At 73.7% G+C, this 16,972-nt stretch carries 16 protein-coding genes; 9 read left to right on the top strand and 7 right to left on the bottom strand.

What is annotated here, in order from left to right:
- Nucleotides 1-21: 21 nt before the first annotated feature.
- Nucleotides 22-753: an AAA family ATPase gene (locus BLS99_RS09095; RefSeq protein WP_218126368.1), complete on the top strand. Its 732-nt coding sequence runs from the start codon at nt 22-24 to the stop codon at nt 751-753.
- On the opposite strand, the gene BLS99_RS09090 is transcribed toward BLS99_RS09095, so the two are convergent.
- The 3 genes from BLS99_RS09090 to BLS99_RS09080 form a co-directional block, all read right to left on the bottom strand.
- Entirely contained in the window at nt 695-1,690 is a 996-nt protein-coding gene (locus BLS99_RS09090) for an MHYT domain-containing protein (protein WP_091047204.1), read from the bottom strand. The genes BLS99_RS09095 and BLS99_RS09090 overlap by 59 nt on opposite strands.
- 270 nt (nt 1,691-1,960) lie before the next feature.
- Nucleotides 1,961-3,304 carry an FtsX-like permease family protein gene (locus BLS99_RS09085; RefSeq protein WP_091047200.1) on the bottom strand — a complete coding sequence of 448 codons (1,344 nt, stop codon included), beginning with the start codon at nt 3,302-3,304 and terminating at the stop codon, nt 1,961-1,963.
- The gene (locus tag BLS99_RS09080) at nt 3,301-4,056 is read right to left on the bottom strand and encodes an ABC transporter ATP-binding protein (RefSeq protein ID WP_091047868.1); all 756 of its coding nucleotides are present in this window, start codon (nt 4,054-4,056) and stop codon (nt 3,301-3,303) included. The genes BLS99_RS09085 and BLS99_RS09080 overlap by 4 nt, the downstream gene beginning before the upstream one ends.
- Before the next feature lie 136 nt (nt 4,057-4,192).
- Between BLS99_RS09080 and BLS99_RS09075 the strand changes: the two genes are divergently transcribed.
- Nucleotides 4,193-5,476, top strand: a complete 1,284-nt coding sequence (locus BLS99_RS09075; RefSeq protein ID WP_091047196.1) for a sensor histidine kinase — start codon at nt 4,193-4,195, stop codon at nt 5,474-5,476.
- Complete coding sequence (locus BLS99_RS09070; RefSeq protein WP_091047865.1) at nt 5,473-6,117, top strand: response regulator; 645 nt, start codon at nt 5,473-5,475, stop codon at nt 6,115-6,117. The genes BLS99_RS09075 and BLS99_RS09070 overlap by 4 nt, the downstream gene beginning before the upstream one ends.
- Nucleotides 6,118-6,162: 45 nt before the next feature.
- Here BLS99_RS09070 and BLS99_RS09065 read toward each other — a convergent pair whose 3' ends face one another.
- Nucleotides 6,163-6,795, bottom strand: coding sequence for a TetR/AcrR family transcriptional regulator (locus BLS99_RS09065; RefSeq protein ID WP_091047193.1), 633 nt, complete (start codon nt 6,793-6,795; stop codon nt 6,163-6,165).
- A gap of 96 nt (nt 6,796-6,891) precedes the next feature.
- On the opposite strand from BLS99_RS09065, the gene BLS99_RS09060 reads away from it, so the two are divergent.
- On the top strand, nt 6,892-7,641 hold the full coding sequence (locus tag BLS99_RS09060; protein ID WP_091047189.1) for an NADPH-dependent F420 reductase: 750 nt from the start codon (nt 6,892-6,894) through the stop codon (nt 7,639-7,641).
- Nucleotides 7,642-7,739: 98 nt separating this feature from the next.
- Here BLS99_RS09060 and BLS99_RS09055 read toward each other — a convergent pair whose 3' ends face one another.
- The 3 genes from BLS99_RS09055 to BLS99_RS09045 form a co-directional block, all read right to left on the bottom strand.
- A complete protein-coding gene (locus tag BLS99_RS09055; RefSeq protein WP_091047186.1) occupies nt 7,740-8,393 on the bottom strand; it encodes a pyridoxine/pyridoxamine 5'-phosphate oxidase in 654 nt (217 codons plus the stop codon).
- Between the two features lie 244 nt (nt 8,394-8,637).
- A complete protein-coding gene (locus BLS99_RS09050) occupies nt 8,638-9,132 on the bottom strand; it encodes a sigma factor (RefSeq protein ID WP_176953265.1) in 495 nt (164 codons plus the stop codon).
- Nucleotides 9,133-9,488: 356 nt separating this feature from the next.
- The gene (locus tag BLS99_RS09045; protein ID WP_143034721.1) at nt 9,489-10,157 is read right to left on the bottom strand and encodes a hypothetical protein; all 669 of its coding nucleotides are present in this window, start codon (nt 10,155-10,157) and stop codon (nt 9,489-9,491) included.
- 193 nt (nt 10,158-10,350) lie between these two features.
- Between BLS99_RS09045 and BLS99_RS09040 the strand changes: the two genes are divergently transcribed.
- The 5 genes from BLS99_RS09040 to BLS99_RS09020 all read left to right on the top strand — a co-directional run bounded on the left by BLS99_RS09040 (nt 10,351) and on the right by BLS99_RS09020 (nt 16,969).
- Nucleotides 10,351-11,328, top strand: coding sequence for a LacI family DNA-binding transcriptional regulator (locus tag BLS99_RS09040; protein WP_218126366.1), 978 nt, complete (start codon nt 10,351-10,353; stop codon nt 11,326-11,328).
- Nucleotides 11,325-12,332, top strand: a complete 1,008-nt coding sequence (locus tag BLS99_RS09035) for a LacI family DNA-binding transcriptional regulator (RefSeq protein WP_091047176.1) — start codon at nt 11,325-11,327, stop codon at nt 12,330-12,332. The genes BLS99_RS09040 and BLS99_RS09035 overlap by 4 nt, the downstream gene beginning before the upstream one ends.
- A gap of 151 nt (nt 12,333-12,483) precedes the next feature.
- On the top strand, nt 12,484-14,361 hold the full coding sequence (locus tag BLS99_RS09030) for a glycoside hydrolase family 127 protein (protein ID WP_218126365.1): 1,878 nt from the start codon (nt 12,484-12,486) through the stop codon (nt 14,359-14,361).
- A 38-nt stretch (nt 14,362-14,399) separates the two neighbouring features.
- Complete coding sequence (locus tag BLS99_RS09025) at nt 14,400-16,001, top strand: type 2 periplasmic-binding domain-containing protein (protein ID WP_091047172.1); 1,602 nt, start codon at nt 14,400-14,402, stop codon at nt 15,999-16,001.
- Nucleotides 16,002-16,111: 110 nt separating this feature from the next.
- A complete protein-coding gene (locus tag BLS99_RS09020; protein ID WP_342761267.1) occupies nt 16,112-16,969 on the top strand; it encodes an ABC transporter permease in 858 nt (285 codons plus the stop codon).
- The last annotated feature ends 3 nt before the right edge of the window (nt 16,970-16,972 follow it).

The following is a 16,972-nucleotide window of genomic DNA, read 5'->3' as shown; positions in this document are numbered from 1 at the left end:
CCGACAGGGAGGAGGCCCGCCGTGGCGAACACCGGGGCGCCGTTCCTGCGCTCGGTCCACGCCGAGGACCTGCCCGAGCGCGGCTGGCCCTTCGCGATCCCCGCCGTGGCCGCCCTCGCCGGCGGGCTCGACCTGGACGCGGCCGTGGTCATGCTCTGCGGCGACAACGGCACCGGCAAGTCCACGATCGTCGAGGCGCTGGCGGTGGAACTCGGCGTCAACGTCGAGGGCGGGTCGCGGCACTTCCGGTTCGCCACCCGCGAGACCGAGACGCCGCTGGCGGAGCACCTGGTCGTGACGCGCAGGGCCGGGCCGCGCCCGGCCGACACGTTCTTCCTGCGCGCCGAGACCTACTTCAACGTGGCGACCGAGGTCGAGCGGCTGGGCGGGCCGCTCGACTCCTACGGGGGGTTCTCGCCGCACGACCGCTCGCACGGCGAGGGGTTCCTCGACCTGGTGACCAACCGCTTCGGGCCGGGCGGACTGTACCTGCTGGACGAGCCGGAGTCGGCCCTCTCAGTGCACGGGTGCCTGGCGCTGCTGACGGTGATGGCCGAGCTGGCCGCCGCGGGCGCGCAGTTCATCGTCGCGACCCACTCGCCGGTCCTGCTCGCCTGCCCCGGCGCCCGCATCTACGAGACGGGCGCCGACGGCATCGAGCGGGTCGACTACGACCGGGCCGGGCCGGTCACGCTCACCCGCGGGTTCCTCGCGGACCCGCAGCGGTACCTTCACCACCTGCTCGACCGGTAGGCGCCGGCCGGGAGGCGGGCCGCCGGCGCACGTCGCCCGGGCGGTCGATGGTGATGCCGCTGTCACGGGGGCTGCTGCGGGGGCTGTCGCGGAGACCGTCCCGCAGGACCTCGCGGCCCCCGGCGCGGTTCCCGGCCCGCTCACGTTCCGCCGTCCGCCCCTCGGCCCGGTCGACCGTGCGGCGCTGGAGCGAGGCCAGGTGCTCGTCGGCCTTGATCTCCTCGTCGGTCGGGACCATGACGACGGTGAACACCAGGATGAGCAGCACCACCGCGGTGAGGGTCGCCATGGGGAAGACCAGGTCGCCCGCGGCGGCGCCGTGCGGGTCGTCCGCGGCCGCGCCGCCGGCCGAGACGCCGAGCATCGCGGTGTAGTGCATGAGGTTCACGGCCACCGCCATCACGGCGGCGGCGAGCCACATCGAGGAGGCCCGTTCGAGGCGCCACGAGAGCCACAGGGCCGTCGTCGCCGCGGCGATCGCGATGACCACCGAGGCGATCACGTAGCCCAATCCGTACTCGAACTCGACGTCGGCGCTCAATGCCGCCATGCCCGTGTAGTGCATCGCGGCGACCCCGAGGCCGGTGAGCAGCCCGGCGATCGCGAGCTTGACCCGCGTGTAGCGGCCGAGGCCGATCACGAAGAGGCCGCAGGCGACCACGGCGACGGCGATGAGCGCGCTGAGCGCGGTCGTCCCGGGGTCGTAGCGCAGCACGGCGTCGCGGACGGTGAAGCCGAGCATGGCCACGAAGTGCATGACCCAGATGCCGGTGCCGCCGATCGCGAACGCGGCCAGGATGAGCCAGCGCACGCGCTGGCCCGGCCGGTCGTGGCGGCGGGCGTGCTTGGCGAGGAGGAGACCGAGGGCCGAACCGGTCATGGAGACGGCGAACGCCACCAGCAATGTGGTGTAGCCGTGCGTGAAGTGTTCGATCATCGCAGATTTCCGTAAGGCCGGGGCGGGAAGGATGACCGGATCGTAGCCGCCGGAGTTGACTCGGAGGTATTCGTGAATATCGACCGATTGCACGCCGGTGACGGATTCGCGGCCTCGGCGAATCCACAATGCAATACGCGATTCCCCGCAAACTCGCACCGTGCGATGCCTCGCCCGCCGCGGAAAACCTCCGAGCGGGCGAGGCAGGTCTGACCGTTCGCACCGGGCCGCCCGGCCGTTGTGCGGAGGACGGCTCGACCGCTCGGCGCCTCAGTCCGCGGCGCCGACCGGCATCGGGTCGGCCAGGGCGCCCCTCGCGCTGAGCAGCGCCGCGGCGGCCGCGAGAAGCGCGCAGCAGCCGAGGACGAGCAGCACGGTGCCGAGCGGCACGTCGACCACGACGGCATGACCAACCAGGCTCCAGGCCGCGGCGAGGACCACCAGCGCGGTGATCACCGCCGCTTGGACGGTCGCCACGGCGAGCACGAGCGCCACGTCGAGGGCGACGATCCCCAGGGCGCGCGCCCGGGAGGCCCCCGCGAGCCGGAGCGCGGTGAGCTCGCGGCGGCGCCGCGCGGTCGACATCGCGAAGACGACGGCGATCGAGATCGCGGTGTACGCGAGGGTCAGCCCGACGACGGTGAACACGGCGACCGCGTCTGCGGAGTCGGCCGGCGCACCACTGTAGAGGGTCGCGGACACTGTTCCGCTTCCCGAGAGGATGCCCGCGCCGAGCGCGAGGGTGACCAGGATCGGCGTGGCGGTGGCCGTGAACCGGCGCAGGTCCGTGCGCGCGGCGGTGACCGCGATCAGTCCGGCCCCGCCTCCTCTGTGGACGGCGGCGAGCAGTGCGAGGAGGCCGCGGGCGACGACGGGGGAGCAGGCGGCGAACAGCGGGATCAAGGTGATCGTGAGCATGACCAGGTACGCGGCGATCGTCCCGTCCTCCGCGCCGCGCAGCAGCGGCAGCTCGGCCAGCGCCCCGGCCGCGAGGAGCGCCGCGGCGACCCACCGCGCCGGGGTCATCCGCAGCGGCGGCGCGACCGCCTCACGCAGCGCGGTGATCGGGGGGATCCGGGCGTTCCCGATCGCGACGGGCAAGGCGCCCAGCAGGACCGCGGCGATGCCGACACCGGCCGCGATCCAGGCCGGCCAGGCCGCGAGGGCGCCGTCCAGGCCCACCGGCGCCAGCCCCGCCTCGGGGAGCACCCCCGCGAAGGCCCCCGCCGCGGGCAGCCCCACCGCGACGCCCACCGACGCCGCGAGGGCGCCGATGAGCAGCGCCTCCAGCACGAGCACGGCACCGACCCGGCCGGCGCCGGCGCCCGCGAGCCGCAGCAGCGCGAGTTCGCCCTGCCGCTGCGCCGCGGAGTAGGCGAGCGTCGAGGCGGCCGTGAACGCGGCGGCGAGGACCGCGACCGCCGCGGCGTTGGCGAGCAGCACGGTCGCGAGGTCGGCCAGCTCGGGATCGGCGGCGGCCAGCTCAGGCCGCTGCGCGGCGATCGCGCAGCTCAGCGTGACCGTCACGAGCAGGACCGCGAGGGCGATCGAGACGAACGTCCCCGCGAGCGCCGCCGGGTGGCCGCGCAGTCCGTACAGGGCGACCCGGATCATGCCGCGCCTCCCAGCCGCGCGAGTTCGCGCCCGAGTTCGGCGGCGGACCGGGCGCCCGCGTCCCCGGCGAGCCGCCCGTCGCGCAGGAACACCACCCGGTCGGCGGCCGCGGCGACCACGGGATCGTGGGTGACCATCACGATCGTGGTGCCGTGGTCGGCCGCGAGGCTCCGGAGCAGGGCCAGCACCTCGTCGCGGGCGGCGGTGTCGAGAGCCCCGGTGGGCTCGTCGGCGAACAGCACCGCGGGCCGCGAGAGCACCGCGCGGGCGACGGCGACCCGCTGCTGCTGGCCGCCGGAGAGCTGGGCGGGCAGGCGCCGGGCCGTCCCGGCGATGCCGACCCGCGCGAGCACGTCGTCCACCGCCCGGCGGTCCGGCCTGCCGCCGCCCATGAGGCCCGGGAGCGCCACGTTCATCCACACCGGCAGGGTCGGCACGAGGTTGTAGGACTGGAAGACGAAGCCGGTGCGCTCCCGCCTGACGCGGGCGCGCTCGCGGTCGCCGAGGCCGGCGAGGTCCACGGAACCGAGCTTCACCTGTCCGGCGTCGGGTTCGTCGAGCCCTGCGGCGCAGAGCATCAGGGTGCTCTTGCCGGAGCCGGAGGGCCCCATGATCGCGGTGAACTCGGCGGGCGCGAACGCGATCGAGAGGCCGTCGAGTGCGGTGACGGCGGCGCTTCCGGTCCCGTAGACCTTCCGGACGCCTTGCAGGCGCACCGCCGGCGCGGTGCGGTCGTTCGTGTGTGTCGGCATGCGGCCCACGATGCCGAGCCGCGGCGGCCGCGTCACTGGTGCGCGGGCGACCGGCCTCGGTAACGCCTGCATGACCATCGAGGTAACGCGTGCGCGACTGACGTGCGGGGGCGCGGTCCCGTACGGTCGAGGCACGATGGAGACCACCTCTGGGCCGCCCGGTGCGGCGCGCGACGGGACCGCGGACCGGCGGACGCTCGCGGGTGACCCGCTGCGGTTCCTCGCCTCGCCGCTGCCGTGGCGCGCGCTGGGCTTCCTCCTGACCGGCTGGCTGGTCGCGCTCATGTGGACGGTGGCGACGCTCGCGCTCCTCCTCGTCCCGGCGCTCGGCCTGGTGCTCCTGCTCGGCGGCGTCCCGCTGGCCGCCGTCGAACGGCGGCGCCTGCGCTGGGTCGACCCCGCGCCAGCTCCCTCGCCGCACGCGCCGCCGGTCCGGCCGGGGCCGTGGGGATGGGCGGGCACCCGGTTCCGCGAACGCGCGACCTGGCGGGAACTGGGCTACGCGCTGTGCTTCGCACTGGCCCTGGCCTGGGCGGACGCCCTCGTGGGCCTGCTCGTGCCGTGCGTCCTCTACCTGCTCGGCTTTCCGCTGCTGACCGTCGCGCTCCCCGAATTCCAGCCCGACCGCCTCTTCGGACTCATCCCGGCGGCCCATCCTGAGGCGTTCCTCGCAACAGCACTCGGCTTGGCGCTCCTGCCCTTCGCGTTGTACCTGGTCACCGCGTACGCCCTGTGGCGAGTGCGGCTCACCCGGTTCGTCCTGCTCGGCGGGGAGGCCGGGGCCGACCGGCGGGTGCGGGAGCTGTCGCTGTCGCGGGAGCGGATCATGGACGCCATGGACGCCCAGCGCCTCCGTATCGAACGCGACCTGCACGACGGTGCCCAGCAGCGGCTCACCGGGCTCATCCTCTCGCTCGGCGTGGCCCGCCTCGAACTCGCCGAGGCGCCCGAACCCGCTCGCATTGCCGTGGACGAGGCGTACCGCCAGGCCCGCACGGCGCTGAGCGAACTGCGCGAACTGGTGCACGGCATCCACCCGCAGGTCCTCACCAACCGCGGCCTGGCCCCGGCGGTGGCCGAACTGGCCGACCGCTGCCCCGTCCCGGTCGACGTGGCGATCCACCTCCCGGACCGCCCTCCCGAACCGGTCGAGGCCGCCGCCTGGTTCATCACCGCCGAAGCACTCACCAACGCGGCCAAGCACAGCGGCGCCACGCGCGCCTGGATCCGCTGCCACCGCCAGGGTCCATCGCTCCTCCTGGAGATCGGCGACGACGGCACCGGAGGCGCCGACCCCGCCCGCGGCACCGGCCTCCTCGGCCTGGCCGACCGGGTGTCGGTCCTCCACGGCCGCATCGAGTTCGACAGCCCCGCGGGCGGGCCGACCCTGCTGCGGGCGGAGCTGCCGTGCGACTGGTGATCGCCGAGGACGCCGCCCTGCTGCGCGAAGGGCTCTCCCTGATCCTCACCAACGCGGGCCACCGGGTGCGGGCCGTCGCCGACGCCGACGGGCTCCTGGCCGCCGTCGCGGCCGAAGCGCCCGACGCCGTCATCACCGACATCCGCATGCCGCCCGACTTCCGCGACGAGGGCCTGCACGCCGCCCTCCGCCTCCGCCGCGACCTGCCGGGCCTGCCGATCCTCGTGCTGTCCCAGTACGTCGAGCACACCTACGCCGCCGAACTGGTCTCCCTCGGCGGCGGCGTCGGCTACCTCCTCAAGGACAAGGTCGGCGACATCCCCGAATTCCTCGCCGCCCTCGACCGGGTCGCCGCGGGCGGCACGGTCGTCGACCCCGACGTGGTCCGCAGGTTCCTCGAGTTCCGCCGCATGCGGGCCCCGCTCGAACGCCTGACCCCGAGGGAGCGCGACGTCCTCGCCCTCATCGCCGAAGGCCGCTCCAACTCCACCATCGCCCGCGGCCTCCGCGTCACCGACGCCGCGATCGCCAAGCACGTCAACAACATCCTCAGCAAACTCGACCTGCCCCCGGACACCGACGGCCACCGCCGAGTCCTCGCCGTCCTCGCCTACCTCCAGCACGACCACGACGGGTTCTGAACGAACCGCCGCCGACTCCCGCGACGCGTCCTGCTGCCCGGGGGTTCAGCCGGGGAGGCAGTCCGCGGCGGGGGAGTGGTCGCAGGGGGCGGCGAGGGGCGGGAGGTCGCCTGCGCGGTCGGGGCGGAGGGCGTCGAGGAGCAGGGCGAGGTAGCGGCGCCAGGCGCCGGTGCCGGGCTCGGTGCCCCACAGGACGTTCAAGAGCATCCCCATGATCCGGGCCATGTCGTCAGCGGTCACGTCGCCGCGGAGCGTTCCGGCCGCCTGCGCGCGTTGGGTGAGCCGGGCGATCGGGGCGAGGACCGGGGCCGTCACGTCGGCGGTGAGGACCCCCGAGTTCGTCGCGGCCGCGAGGAGGTTCCGCTCGCGGTCGACCAGCTCCAGGGTCGCCTCCATGAGCGCGACCAGGCCCCGCCCGGGGTCGCCGGCGGCGAGGGCCCGTTCGGCGACGGGGGCGAGCTGATCGGTGATGCTCCGCTCCAGCGCGGCGCGGACCAGGGCCTCCTTGTTCGGGAAGCGCCGGTACAGGGTCATGGCCCCCACCCCGGCGCGCTCGGCGACCGCCTTGAGCGGGGCGTCGGGACCGAGCTCGGCGAAGACCTCCCGCGCGGCCGCGAGCAGGCGCCCGGCGTTGTGCGCGGCGTCGGCGCGCAGCGTCCGTTCGGCTTCGGCGGTCATGCCCCCATGCTATCAAGTGGTAGTCGACTCGCACTTGTGCTACGGTCGCCCTCGAAAGAAATGATATTCGACTATCACTTACCGAAGGGCTCCATCGTGACCAGCACACTCGGCATCATCGGCGCCGGCATGATCGGCGGCACCCTCGCCCGCCTCGCCACCGCCGCCGGACTCGACGTCGTCATCGCGAACTCGCGCGGCCCCGAGACCCTCGCCGACCTCGTCGCCGAACTCGGCCCCCGCGCCCGCGCCGCCACCGCCGAGGACGCCGCCCTCGCCGGCGACCTGGTCGTGGTCACCGTCCCGCTCAACGCGTACGCCGCGCTCCCCGCGAAGGCGCTGGCGGGCAGGACCGTCCTCGACACGCTCAACTACTACCCCGAGCGCGACGGCCGCATCGCCTCCCTCGACACCGACGAGTCCACCACCAGCGAACTCGTGCAGCGCCACCTCGCCGACTCCCGAGTGGTCAAGGCGTTCAACAACCTCGCGTTCTTCAGCCTCGCGAACCTGGCGAGGCCCTCCGGCTCGCCCGAGCGCAGCGCCCTCCCGATCGCGGGCGACGACGCCGACACGAACGCCGAGGCCGCCGACCTCCTCGACCGCCTCGGCTTCGACGCCGTCGACACCGGGACCCTCGCCGAGAGCTGGAGGTTCGAGCCGGGCACCCCGGTCTACGTGCAGCCCTACTCCCCGGGCCCGATCCCCGACGGGCTCGACCGGGAGCAGGCGTTCGGATGGCTCACGGCGACCCCGGCCGCCCCGGTCCCCGCCGCGCGCGTCAAGGAACTCGTGGCCGCGGCCGTCCGCGGCAAGGCCGGCGGCGTCCTGCCCCCGGCCGCGTAGGCCGAGTCCGGCCGCGGGTCGCGCCGACTCGCGGCCGGCCCCTCGCCACCGGCTCACGGCGAAGGGCGGTCAACTGCCCTGCGGGCGAGACCGGTCCGCTAGGGCCACAGCAGTTCGTGGCTCCAGAAGCCGGTCGCGTCCTTGCGGTAGGCGAGGCGGTGGTGGACCCGGTCGGCGCTGGCCTCCCAGAACTCGACCTCGGTCGGGGTGACGGCGTACAGGGTCCACGTCGGCGGGCACGGCACCTCGTCCGGGTACCGGTCCTTCAGGCGCGCGAACTCGTCCACCGCGGACGCGTGCCCCGCGAGGGCTTCGGGCCGGTGCAGGTGCGCCGAGAGGCGCGAGTCGCGGCCGCGTTCGGCGAAGTCCCGCTCGGACGCCTCGCGGCCCTGGTCCGCGGCGGTGCCGACGATCCGGATCTGGCGGCCCACGGCGGGCCAGTAGAAGTGCAGGGCCACATTCGGATTCGCGGCGATCTCGAAGCCCTTGCGGCTGTCGGAGGGCGTCGCGAAGAACAGCCGGTGCTCGTCGAGGTCCTTGACGAGGAGCACGCGGCTGGACGGGACGCCCTCGGCGCTGACCGTGCTGATGCTCATCGCGTGCGCCTCGGCCTGCCCCGCGTCCGCCGCCGCGAGGATCCACTCCCCGATCCGCGGCACCGGGTTCTCCGGCAGGCCGCTCTCCTCAAACACCGCCTGCCGCAGCCCCGCGAACACCGGTAGTGCCCTGAACTCCTCGCGCATGCTCCCCATCGCCGCTCCCGTCGCAGATACCGCCGTCGACAGGAGAATCTACCCGCAATCGTGCAGACGAATCCTCGGCCACCTCAGTCACTGTGAGCCGCGCGGTCCGCACGCTTGAACCCGGAATCCGTTGCGCCGCAACGCAGTCTCGCATTCGCGCCGCGAAAGGGCGCCGCGGGCGGGGCAGCGGGAGCGGCGCGTCCTGCCGCCGTCCCGCTGGTCTTCCGCCTTGAAGCGGCCGCCCCCGCCGCGGCTAGTGCGGCCCCTCCTGCGGGTCGGTCATCCCCAGGGCCGCTTCGGCCTCGGAGATGTCCAGGTGCGCGGCGAGCTCGGCCGCGGTGGCCGGGCGTCCGAGCTCCGGTTCGAGCTCAAGGGCCGCCGCGCGCACGGCGGCGCGCAGCTCCTGGGACCGCGGGGTGCGCTTGGGCCAGGCGTTGTCGCGGCTGTAGCGCCGGACCTCGCCGGTGATCGCCGGAACGGCGAACGCGAGGAAGTCGCCGCCCCCGGCCGGGTCGAACCGGTCGATCGCGCGGTCGAGCGCCGCCGAGGCCACCTCCAGCAGCTTCTCGACGGCGACATCGCGCGTCGTGTACTGCTGCGCGATGTACTCGGCCACCGGCAGATGCCCGGTGAACAGGCGCTCGCGGCAGCGGGCGCGCTCGGGGTCGTCGTGGGGCAGCCCGGCGAGTTCGCCGAAGAGGGGGAGCAGGCGGTCGTACGCGTCCGGGGAATCGGAGCGGTCGTGCATCGTGGGTTCCTTGTCCGCGTCACCAGCGATCTGCATCCGTCCCGTGCCCAGCCCGACCGGCCCGCCGTCCGGGCGGGGAAGGTCGAACGAGAAGGCGATGCGAGACGGCAATGCCGTGACGGTGAACCAGGCCCTGCGGGCGCGACTCCCTTGCGCCCGAGAATCCTCTAGCGCGCTTCTGTTCATGTCGTGTACAGCGTCGGAGCAAATGTACGCGAACCCGGTGCCGCCGCCATGCCGCTGTTGCCGAGATCTCGCCCGCGGTCCTCCGTAGACAGGCCCTGACCAGCGGCCGGGCACGCCGAAGGCCCGCCGCCGCGCGAAGCGGTCGACGGGCCCGAAGTGTTCGCGACCGGTTAACGGGCGCGCGGGGACGCACCGCGGGCGAGGCTGATCCCGACCACGACGAGAGACACCATGCACAGCAGGCGCCCCACGGGCAGGAACGGCGACGCGTAGAACCACAGCAGCGACAGGACCGAGAGCACCGCCGGGACGGCCGCGACCCAGCCCATCACCCGGACTGGGCGCGTCCACGCCGCGCCCCTGGTGGCGAGCCAGACGAACACGCCGAGCGCGACCACATGGGTCACGCCCCCGGTGTAGAAGCCCGCGTTGCGCAGTGCCGTCACCGTGTCCACCGAGGAGGACTCCGCGACGAGGCCCATCGCGATCGACAGGCCCGCGGAGACCAGCATCGCGACCACCGCGAGGGCGCCCGCCGCGACCGCCGCGCGGCGGCGGCCGTCCGCACCGCCGACCTTGGCGGCCGGGCCGGCGACCACGACCGCGAGACCGAGGACCGACAGCCCCTGGAGCACGCCGGTCAGGATCGACCCGGTCGTGTTGGCGCGCAGGTAGTCGTAGACCTCGCCCGCGGGAGCGCCGGGCAGGGGCATCGTGCCGGTGCCGACGGCGCCGACCGCGACGTCCACGGCCAGGTAGAGGACCAGGAACGCGATCGCCCCCAGCAAGGGCGTGACCGCTCGCGTCCGGCGCGGCTGGAGGAGTGCTGACTCGGGCATGGGATCCGCCTTTCGAAGGGCCGGCTCGTGCCGACGGCTCCACTCTCTCGGCCGCCGCGTGAAACGTCGTCCGTGCAGCGACGTATTCGCATGTCAGCGAGCGGACGTACCGCCGCTGCGGGTCGCCGCGCGCTCGCCCTGCGTATTCCGGCGGGCGGGCGGCGGCGGCGCGGCTCCGGCTAATCTGATGCCCATGCGTGTGACGATGCGGGAGGTGGCGGAGCGCGCGGGCGTGTCGGTGAAGACCGTGTCCCGCGTCGTGAACGAGGAGCCGCACATCCGCCCCGAGACCCGGGCCCAGGTGCGGGCGGCCATCGCCGACCTCGGATGGACCCCCAACGCCTCCGCCCGGACCCTGCGCACCGGCCGCACCGGCGTCATCGGCATCGCCGTCGCCGAACTCCGCCGCCCCCTCCTCGCCGACGTCGTCGAACGCCTCGTCATGGAGCTCGACCGCCACGGCCTCCACGCCGCGGTGGAGCCCACCCTCGACGACCCCGCCCGCCTCGCCGCGGTCGCCGCCCAGCGCGGCCTCGCCTTCGACGCCCTGCTCGCCGTGGACGCCCACGGCCTGCCCCCCGAGGTCGTCGCCGCCCACGACGGCCCCGTGGTCCGCCTCAACGTCACCCGCTGGACCCCGGCCGCCCCCGCCGACGGCACCGACGTCGTGTACGCCGACCTCGACCAGGGCGCCAGGCTCGCGCTCAGCCACATGCGCGTGATGGGACGCCACCGCGCGGTCCGGATCGGCCCCGGCCCGCTCGCCGAGCGCGAGGAGGACCGCGGGACCGCCCGCGTCGACCCCGGTCGCGGCGAGGTCGGCCGCGCCGCCGGGTTCCGGGCCGCGCAGCGCGCCCTCGTGGAGCACCCGGGCGTCGACGCGCTCATCTGCGGCACCGACGAGATCGCCCTGGGAGCGCTCGCGGGCCTCCACGCCGCGGGCGTCGGCGTCCCCAGCCGCGTCGCCGTCATCGGCTACGGCGACCTCGACGAGGGCCGCTTCAGCACCCCCTCGCTGAGCACCATCGACCCCGACACGGTCTCCTTGGCGCGCAACGCCGTCGACCTCACCGCCGCCCGCCTCGCGGGCAGCGACCGCGCACCCGCGGCGGTGGCCGTCCCGGTCACCCTCGTCCAGCGCGAGTCCACCTCCGCGGCGGGTGCGCGATGAAGCGGCCCACCCTCGACGACGTCGCCGCCGTGGCGAAGGTGTCGCCCAAGACCGTCTCGAACGTCCTCCGCGGCCGTCCCCTCGCCTCGCCGGCCACCCAGGAGCGGGTGTGGCAGGCGGTCGCGGCCGTCGGCTACCGCGTCAACCGCGCGGGCCGCGCGCTGGCCGGCGGCGGCAGCGGCCGCATCGCCGTGATCGTCCCGAACCTCCACCAGCCCTACTACGCCGAGAACGCCGAGCGGCTGATCCTCGCGCTCGCGGCCCAGGGCCTCACGAGCACGCTGCGCATCGCGCCGGACGCCGCCGCCGAGCGGGAGGCGGTGTTCGGCGGGACCACCGCGGACGCCGACGGGGTCATCGTCTGCCCGCACCACGTCAACGCCGGGCTGCTGGGGGACCGGGCGCCCGACCGCCCCGTGGTCCAGTTCGGCAGCCTGCCCACCGGGCTGCTCGACACCGTCGTCATGGGCGAGCGCGAGGGCTTCAGCGCCGTCACCCGCCACCTGCTGGACACCGGCCGGCGGCGGCTCGCCCTGGTGTGGAACGCGACCTCGAGCGGGCGCCCGGACGGGCGCCGCTTCGAGGGCTTCGAGGAGGCGCTCGCCGAGCACGGCCTGGAGCCGGACCCGGCGCTCATGGTCGCCGGCTCGGACTGGGACTGGCGCGCGCCGGGCTTCGAGGCCATGACCGGCCTGCTCGCCTCGGGCGCCCGGTTCGACGCGGTCCTGTGCATCAACGACTCGGTGGCCGTGGGCGCGCTGCGGGCGCTGCGGGCCGGGGGCGTGCGGGTGCCCGACGATGTGGCGCTGACCGGGTTCGACGACACCGACGAGGCCGAGTTCACGGTGCCGCCCTTGACGACCGTGAGCCCCGAGCACGAGGCGATGGTCGACGCGGCGGTGCGGATGATGGTCGAGCGACTGGGCGGCGAGGCCGGTCCGCCGCGGGTGCACCGCACCGGCGCGCACCTGATCCCGCGGGCCTCGTCGGGCGTGCCGCGCTGACCGCGACCGCCGCGGATCCAAGCACTTCGATTCCCTGACGCGCTCCGCGTCGCGATGGTTCACGTTCACATCCGTGCATGTCTTTCTATTGACAACGCTGAAGTGCCTGCCTATATTTTGGTGGACCTCGTGACACCACCAAGGAGAACCAGTGACCAATCCCCAGGCAGCGGCCACCGCGCCCGGCCAGATCCGCACGCCCGCCGCCCCCGGCGGGCCCGCGGCCCGGCACCGGCCGCTGGACCTCCGCTCGGTGCGCCTGCACCCGGCCGGACCGCTCGGCGCGATGCAGGAGCGCAATGCGGCGGCCACCATCGCCCACTGCATCGCGAACCTCCGCCCCGCCCTGGACTACTACCGGCGCGTGCTCGGCGAGTCCGACGCGGCGAACCCCGGCTTCGTCGCCGACACCGACGTGTACAAGACCATCGAGGCCGCCGCCTGGGAGATCGCCCGCACCGGCACCACCGCGTGGGACGACTGGCTCGACGAGGCCGTGGGCCTCATCGGCCGCGTCCAGGACGACACCGGCTACGTCGTCACCTGGATCCAGGCCGAGGGCAAGGAGCACTTCGCCGACCTCGAAGCGGCGCACGAGATGTACGCGCTCGGCCACCTGATCCAGGCCGCCGTCGCCCTCGACCGCGCCGGCCGCGGCGACCTCCTCGTCATCGCCCGCGCCTTCGCCGACCTGGTCGACCGCGAGTTCGGCCCCGGTCAGAAGGACGGCATCTGCGGCCACCCCGAGATCGAGACCGCCCTCGTGGAGCTCTACCGCCACACCGGCGAGCGCCGCTACCTCGACCTGGCCGCCAAGATGATCGACCTGCGCGGCCGCGGCCTGCTCAAGACCGGCCACCTCGGCGCCGAGTACTTCCAGGACCACGCCCTGGTCCGCGAGGCGCGCAGCGCCGTCGGGCACGCCGTCCGCCAGCTCTACCTCGACGCCGGCGCCGCCGACGTCTACCTCGAGACCGGCGAGCGCGCCCTCATCGACGCCATGCACGCCCAGTGGGACAGCGTCCACGAGCGCAAGATGTACCTCACCGGCGCGTTCGGCGCCCGCCACCAGGGCGAGGCGTTCGGCGACGACTACGAACTCCCCTCCGACCGCGCCTACGCCGAGACCTGCGCCTCCATCGCCGACGTCCACTTCAACTGGCGGATGCTCCTCGCGGGCGACCGCTCCGCGGCCGGCTACGCCGAGGCCGTCGAGCGCGAGCTCCACAACGCCCTCGCCGCGGCCGTCGACGCGACCGGCACCCGCTTCTTCTACGCCAGCCCCCTGCACCTGCGCCCCGACCGCCTCTCCGAGGGCCACGCCCCCCGCGAGCGCCAGTCCTGGTACTCGTGCGCGTGCTGCCCTCCGAACCTGGCCCGCCTCATCGCCCAGCTCGGCGCCTACGTGGCCACCGTCGCCGACGACGCGCTCGCCGTGCACCTGTACGCCGACGCCGAGATCGACGTGCCCGACCGCCTCGGCGGCGGCACCCTCCGCATCGACACCGCTTACCCCGCCGACGGCCGGATCCGCCTGCGCCTCAACGGCTCCGACGGCCTCGACCTCGCGCTCCGCGTCCCCGGCTGGGCCCCCGGGGCACAGGTCGACGGCGAAGCCGCCGCGCCCGACGAGGACGGCTACCTGCGGCTGCGCCTCACCGGTGAGACCGTCCTCGACCTCGACCTCGCCCCCCGCTGGACCCGCGCCCACCACCGCGCCGACGCCCTCCGCGGCAGCGCCGCGATCGAGCGCGGCCCGGTCGTCTACTGCGTCGAGCAGGTCGACCTGCCCGACGACGTCCCGCTCGACGACGTGCTGGTCGAGGCCGGCGCGCCGCTCGCCGAACACGCCGGCGACGGACTCCCGTCGCTCACCTTCCCCGCCGCCGTCCGCCCCTCCGCACCCGGCCTCTACGGGCCCCCGCGGGAGGCCGGCGCGGCCCGCCCGGTGACGGTCACGGCCGTCCCGTTCGCCCAGTGGGGCAACCGGGGCGGCGACGCGATGCGCGTGTGGCTGCCCGCCGTGTGACACCACCCCCGCCCGATCCCCGGACTCAAGGAGGAGTCTTGCTCAACACCACCACCCGCAGAGGGACCGCCGCCCTCGCCGGACTCGCCTCCGCGGCGCTCGTACTGAGCGCCTGCGGCGGCGGCGGCGAGGACGACGACTCGCTCCACATCCTCGTCGTCAAGCACCCCCTCACCGGGCCCATGGCCGACATGGCCTGGGTCGACCAGCTCGAAGACGCCGCCGGCGTCCCCATCGAGTGGGAGGAGGTCTCGGCCGACTGGGACCAGAAGAAGTCCACGATGCTCGCCGCCGGCGACATCCCGGACCTCATCGTCGGCACCAACGCCGTCACCGACGCCGACATGGTCACCTTCACCGGCCTCTTCGAGGACCTGAGCGACGACATGGACGCGCTCCCCAACGTGCGGGCCATGTTCGACGCCGTCCCCGAGACCGAGCTCATGGCCACCCGCCCCGACGGCGAGGTCTTCTCCGTCCCCTCCTACCGCCGCTTCTGGCCCCAGACCGCGACCCGCCAGTACATCAACCAGACCTGGCTCGACAACCTCGGCCTCGCCCAGCCGACCACCTGGGACGAGCTGCACGACGTCCTCCTCGCCTTCAAGACCGAGGACGCCAACGGCAACGGCGACCCCGACGACGAGATCCCCGTCGACTGGTCCCCGGCCGGCGAGACCGGCTTCGGGTACTTCCAGCCCACCGTGCTCCTCGGCAGCCTCGGCCTCCCCACCACCAACGGCGGCGGCTCCGGGTACTTCGTCGAGGACGGGAAGGTCGGCAACTTCCTCACCGACCCCCGCTACATGGAGACGGTGTCCTTCCTGCACGACCTGTACGCCGACGGCCTCGTCTCGCAGGACGTCATGACCCAGGACTACTCGGCCTACCAGTCCGTGGGCCGCGGCGACGGCGACACCGCGAAGGTCGGCTTCTCGTGGGGCTGGACCGCCTCCGACCGCTTCGGCCCCCAGCTCGCCGACCAGTACGCCCCCATCGCACCGCTCGCGGCGAACGCCTCCGTCACCGGGGCCGACCTGGCCTGGACGTACGACTCCTACTCCCTCAACTACGGCGTCAACACCATCACCATGTCCGCCCAGAGCACCAAGAAGGACGCCGCGCTCAAGGTCGTCGACGCGTTCTACGACCAGGACCTCTCCCTCCAGGCCCTGTGGGGCGAGTTCGGGCAGAACATCGAGGAGCTCGGGAGCGGCGCCTACAACGTGCTCCCGCCCGCCGACGCGACCCTCGACTCCTCCTCCTGGAAGTGGACCACCACCCTCGCCGACAACAGCCCCGGCTGGATCCGCGACGACATCGAGGTCACCCTCCCCGTCGACATCCAGGAGGCCGTCGAGGACGAGGCCCCGCTCACCGGCGCCCTCGCCAACATCGACCCCGCCACCGACATCTGGCCCGGCGAGCTCATCAAGATGAGCGCCGAGGACTCCAGCCGGCTCTCCCTGCTGCACACCGACATCCTCGGCCAGGCCATGCAGCGGTGGGCCACCTGGATCACCGAGGGCGGCGTCGAGTCCGAATGGGACGACTACGTCTCCCAGCTCGACGGGCTCGGCCTGACCGAGGCCGTCGAGATCCACCAGCGCTACTACGACGAGTACCTGGCGAACCGATGACCTCCGCGACCGCAGTCCGGCCCGCCGGGGGCGCCGCCCCCCGGCGGGCCGGGTCCGGCCCGGGCCGCCGCCTCCGGAGGCACGTGCGCAGGTACTGGCAGCTGTGGGCGATGGTCGCCCCGGCGATCGCGTTCGTCGCGGTCTTCGCCTACGTGCCCATGTACGGCCTCCAGCTGGCGTTCCGCGAGTTCGACTTCGCCGCCGGGATCACCGGCGGCGACTGGGTCGGCCTCAAGTACTTCCAGCAGTTCTTCGACAGCCCCCAGTTCTGGACCCTCCTGCGCAACACCGTGGTGATCAGCACCAGCACCCTCGTCGCGGGCTTCGTCGCCCCGATCGCGCTGGCGCTCATGGTCAACCAGGTCCTCGGACGCCGCCGCAAGAAGTTCCTCCAGACCGCCACCTACCTGCCGCACTTCATCTCGATCGTGGTCATCGTCGGCATGCTCCAGGTGTTCCTGTCCCCGACCTCGGGCCTCATCACCCGCGTGGTGGGCCTGTTCGGGGTCGACGGCGCCAACTTCTTCGGCAGCGCCGACGCGTTCGTGCCCGTCTACGTCGTCTCCGACGTGTGGCAGCACGCCGGCTGGAACAGCATCATCTACCTCGCGGCACTTGCCGGTGTGGACCCGCAGCTCTATGAGGCCGCGAAGATCGATGGCGCCGGGAGGTTCAGCATCATCCGCCACGTCGACGTCCCGGCCCTGGTGCCCACCATGATCGTGCTGCTGGTCCTGAACATGGGGAACGTGCTCAACACGGGCTTCGAGAAGATCTTCCTCATGCAGAACCCCCTCAACCTCGGAGTCTCCGAAGTGATCGCGACCTACGTCTACAAGATCGGCATCCTGTCCAACCAGTTCAGCTACGCCACCGCGATCGGGCTGTTCAACACCCTCATCAACTTCGCGTTCCTGGTGGTCGCCAACCAGATCGCCAAGCGCGTCTCGAATACGAGCCTGTGGTGAGCA

It is taken from the genome of Glycomyces sambucus (assembly GCF_900102815.1).
Classification (GTDB): domain Bacteria; phylum Actinomycetota; class Actinomycetes; order Mycobacteriales; family Micromonosporaceae; genus Glycomyces; species Glycomyces sambucus.
This window is presented reverse-complemented; position numbering and strand designations above follow the sequence as displayed.

What these genes read in the sequence shown, in the direction of transcription:
- BLS99_RS09045 (WP_143034721.1), bottom strand. Translation starts at nt 10,157, where the DNA reads ATGCCCGAGTCAGCACTCCTCCAGCCGCGCCGGACGCGAGCGGTCACG.
- BLS99_RS09080 (WP_091047868.1), bottom strand. Translation starts at nt 4,056, where the DNA reads ATGCCGACACACACGAACGACCGCACCGCGCCGGCGGTGCGCCTGCAA.
- BLS99_RS09035 (WP_091047176.1), top strand. Translation starts at nt 11,325, where the DNA reads ATGAAGCGGCCCACCCTCGACGACGTCGCCGCCGTGGCGAAGGTGTCG.
- BLS99_RS09065 (WP_091047193.1), bottom strand. Translation starts at nt 6,795, where the DNA reads ATGACCGCCGAAGCCGAACGGACGCTGCGCGCCGACGCCGCGCACAAC.
- BLS99_RS09050 (WP_176953265.1), bottom strand. Translation starts at nt 9,132, where the DNA reads ATGCACGACCGCTCCGATTCCCCGGACGCGTACGACCGCCTGCTCCCC.
- BLS99_RS09020 (WP_342761267.1), top strand. Translation starts at nt 16,112, where the DNA reads ATGGTCGCCCCGGCGATCGCGTTCGTCGCGGTCTTCGCCTACGTGCCC.
- BLS99_RS09055 (WP_091047186.1), bottom strand. Translation starts at nt 8,393, where the DNA reads ATGGGGAGCATGCGCGAGGAGTTCAGGGCACTACCGGTGTTCGCGGGG.
- BLS99_RS09075 (WP_091047196.1), top strand. Translation starts at nt 4,193, where the DNA reads ATGGAGACCACCTCTGGGCCGCCCGGTGCGGCGCGCGACGGGACCGCG.
- BLS99_RS09090 (WP_091047204.1), bottom strand. Translation starts at nt 1,690, where the DNA reads ATGATCGAACACTTCACGCACGGCTACACCACATTGCTGGTGGCGTTC.
- BLS99_RS09040 (WP_218126366.1), top strand. Translation starts at nt 10,351, where the DNA reads ATGCGTGTGACGATGCGGGAGGTGGCGGAGCGCGCGGGCGTGTCGGTG.
- BLS99_RS09085 (WP_091047200.1), bottom strand. Translation starts at nt 3,304, where the DNA reads ATGATCCGGGTCGCCCTGTACGGACTGCGCGGCCACCCGGCGGCGCTC.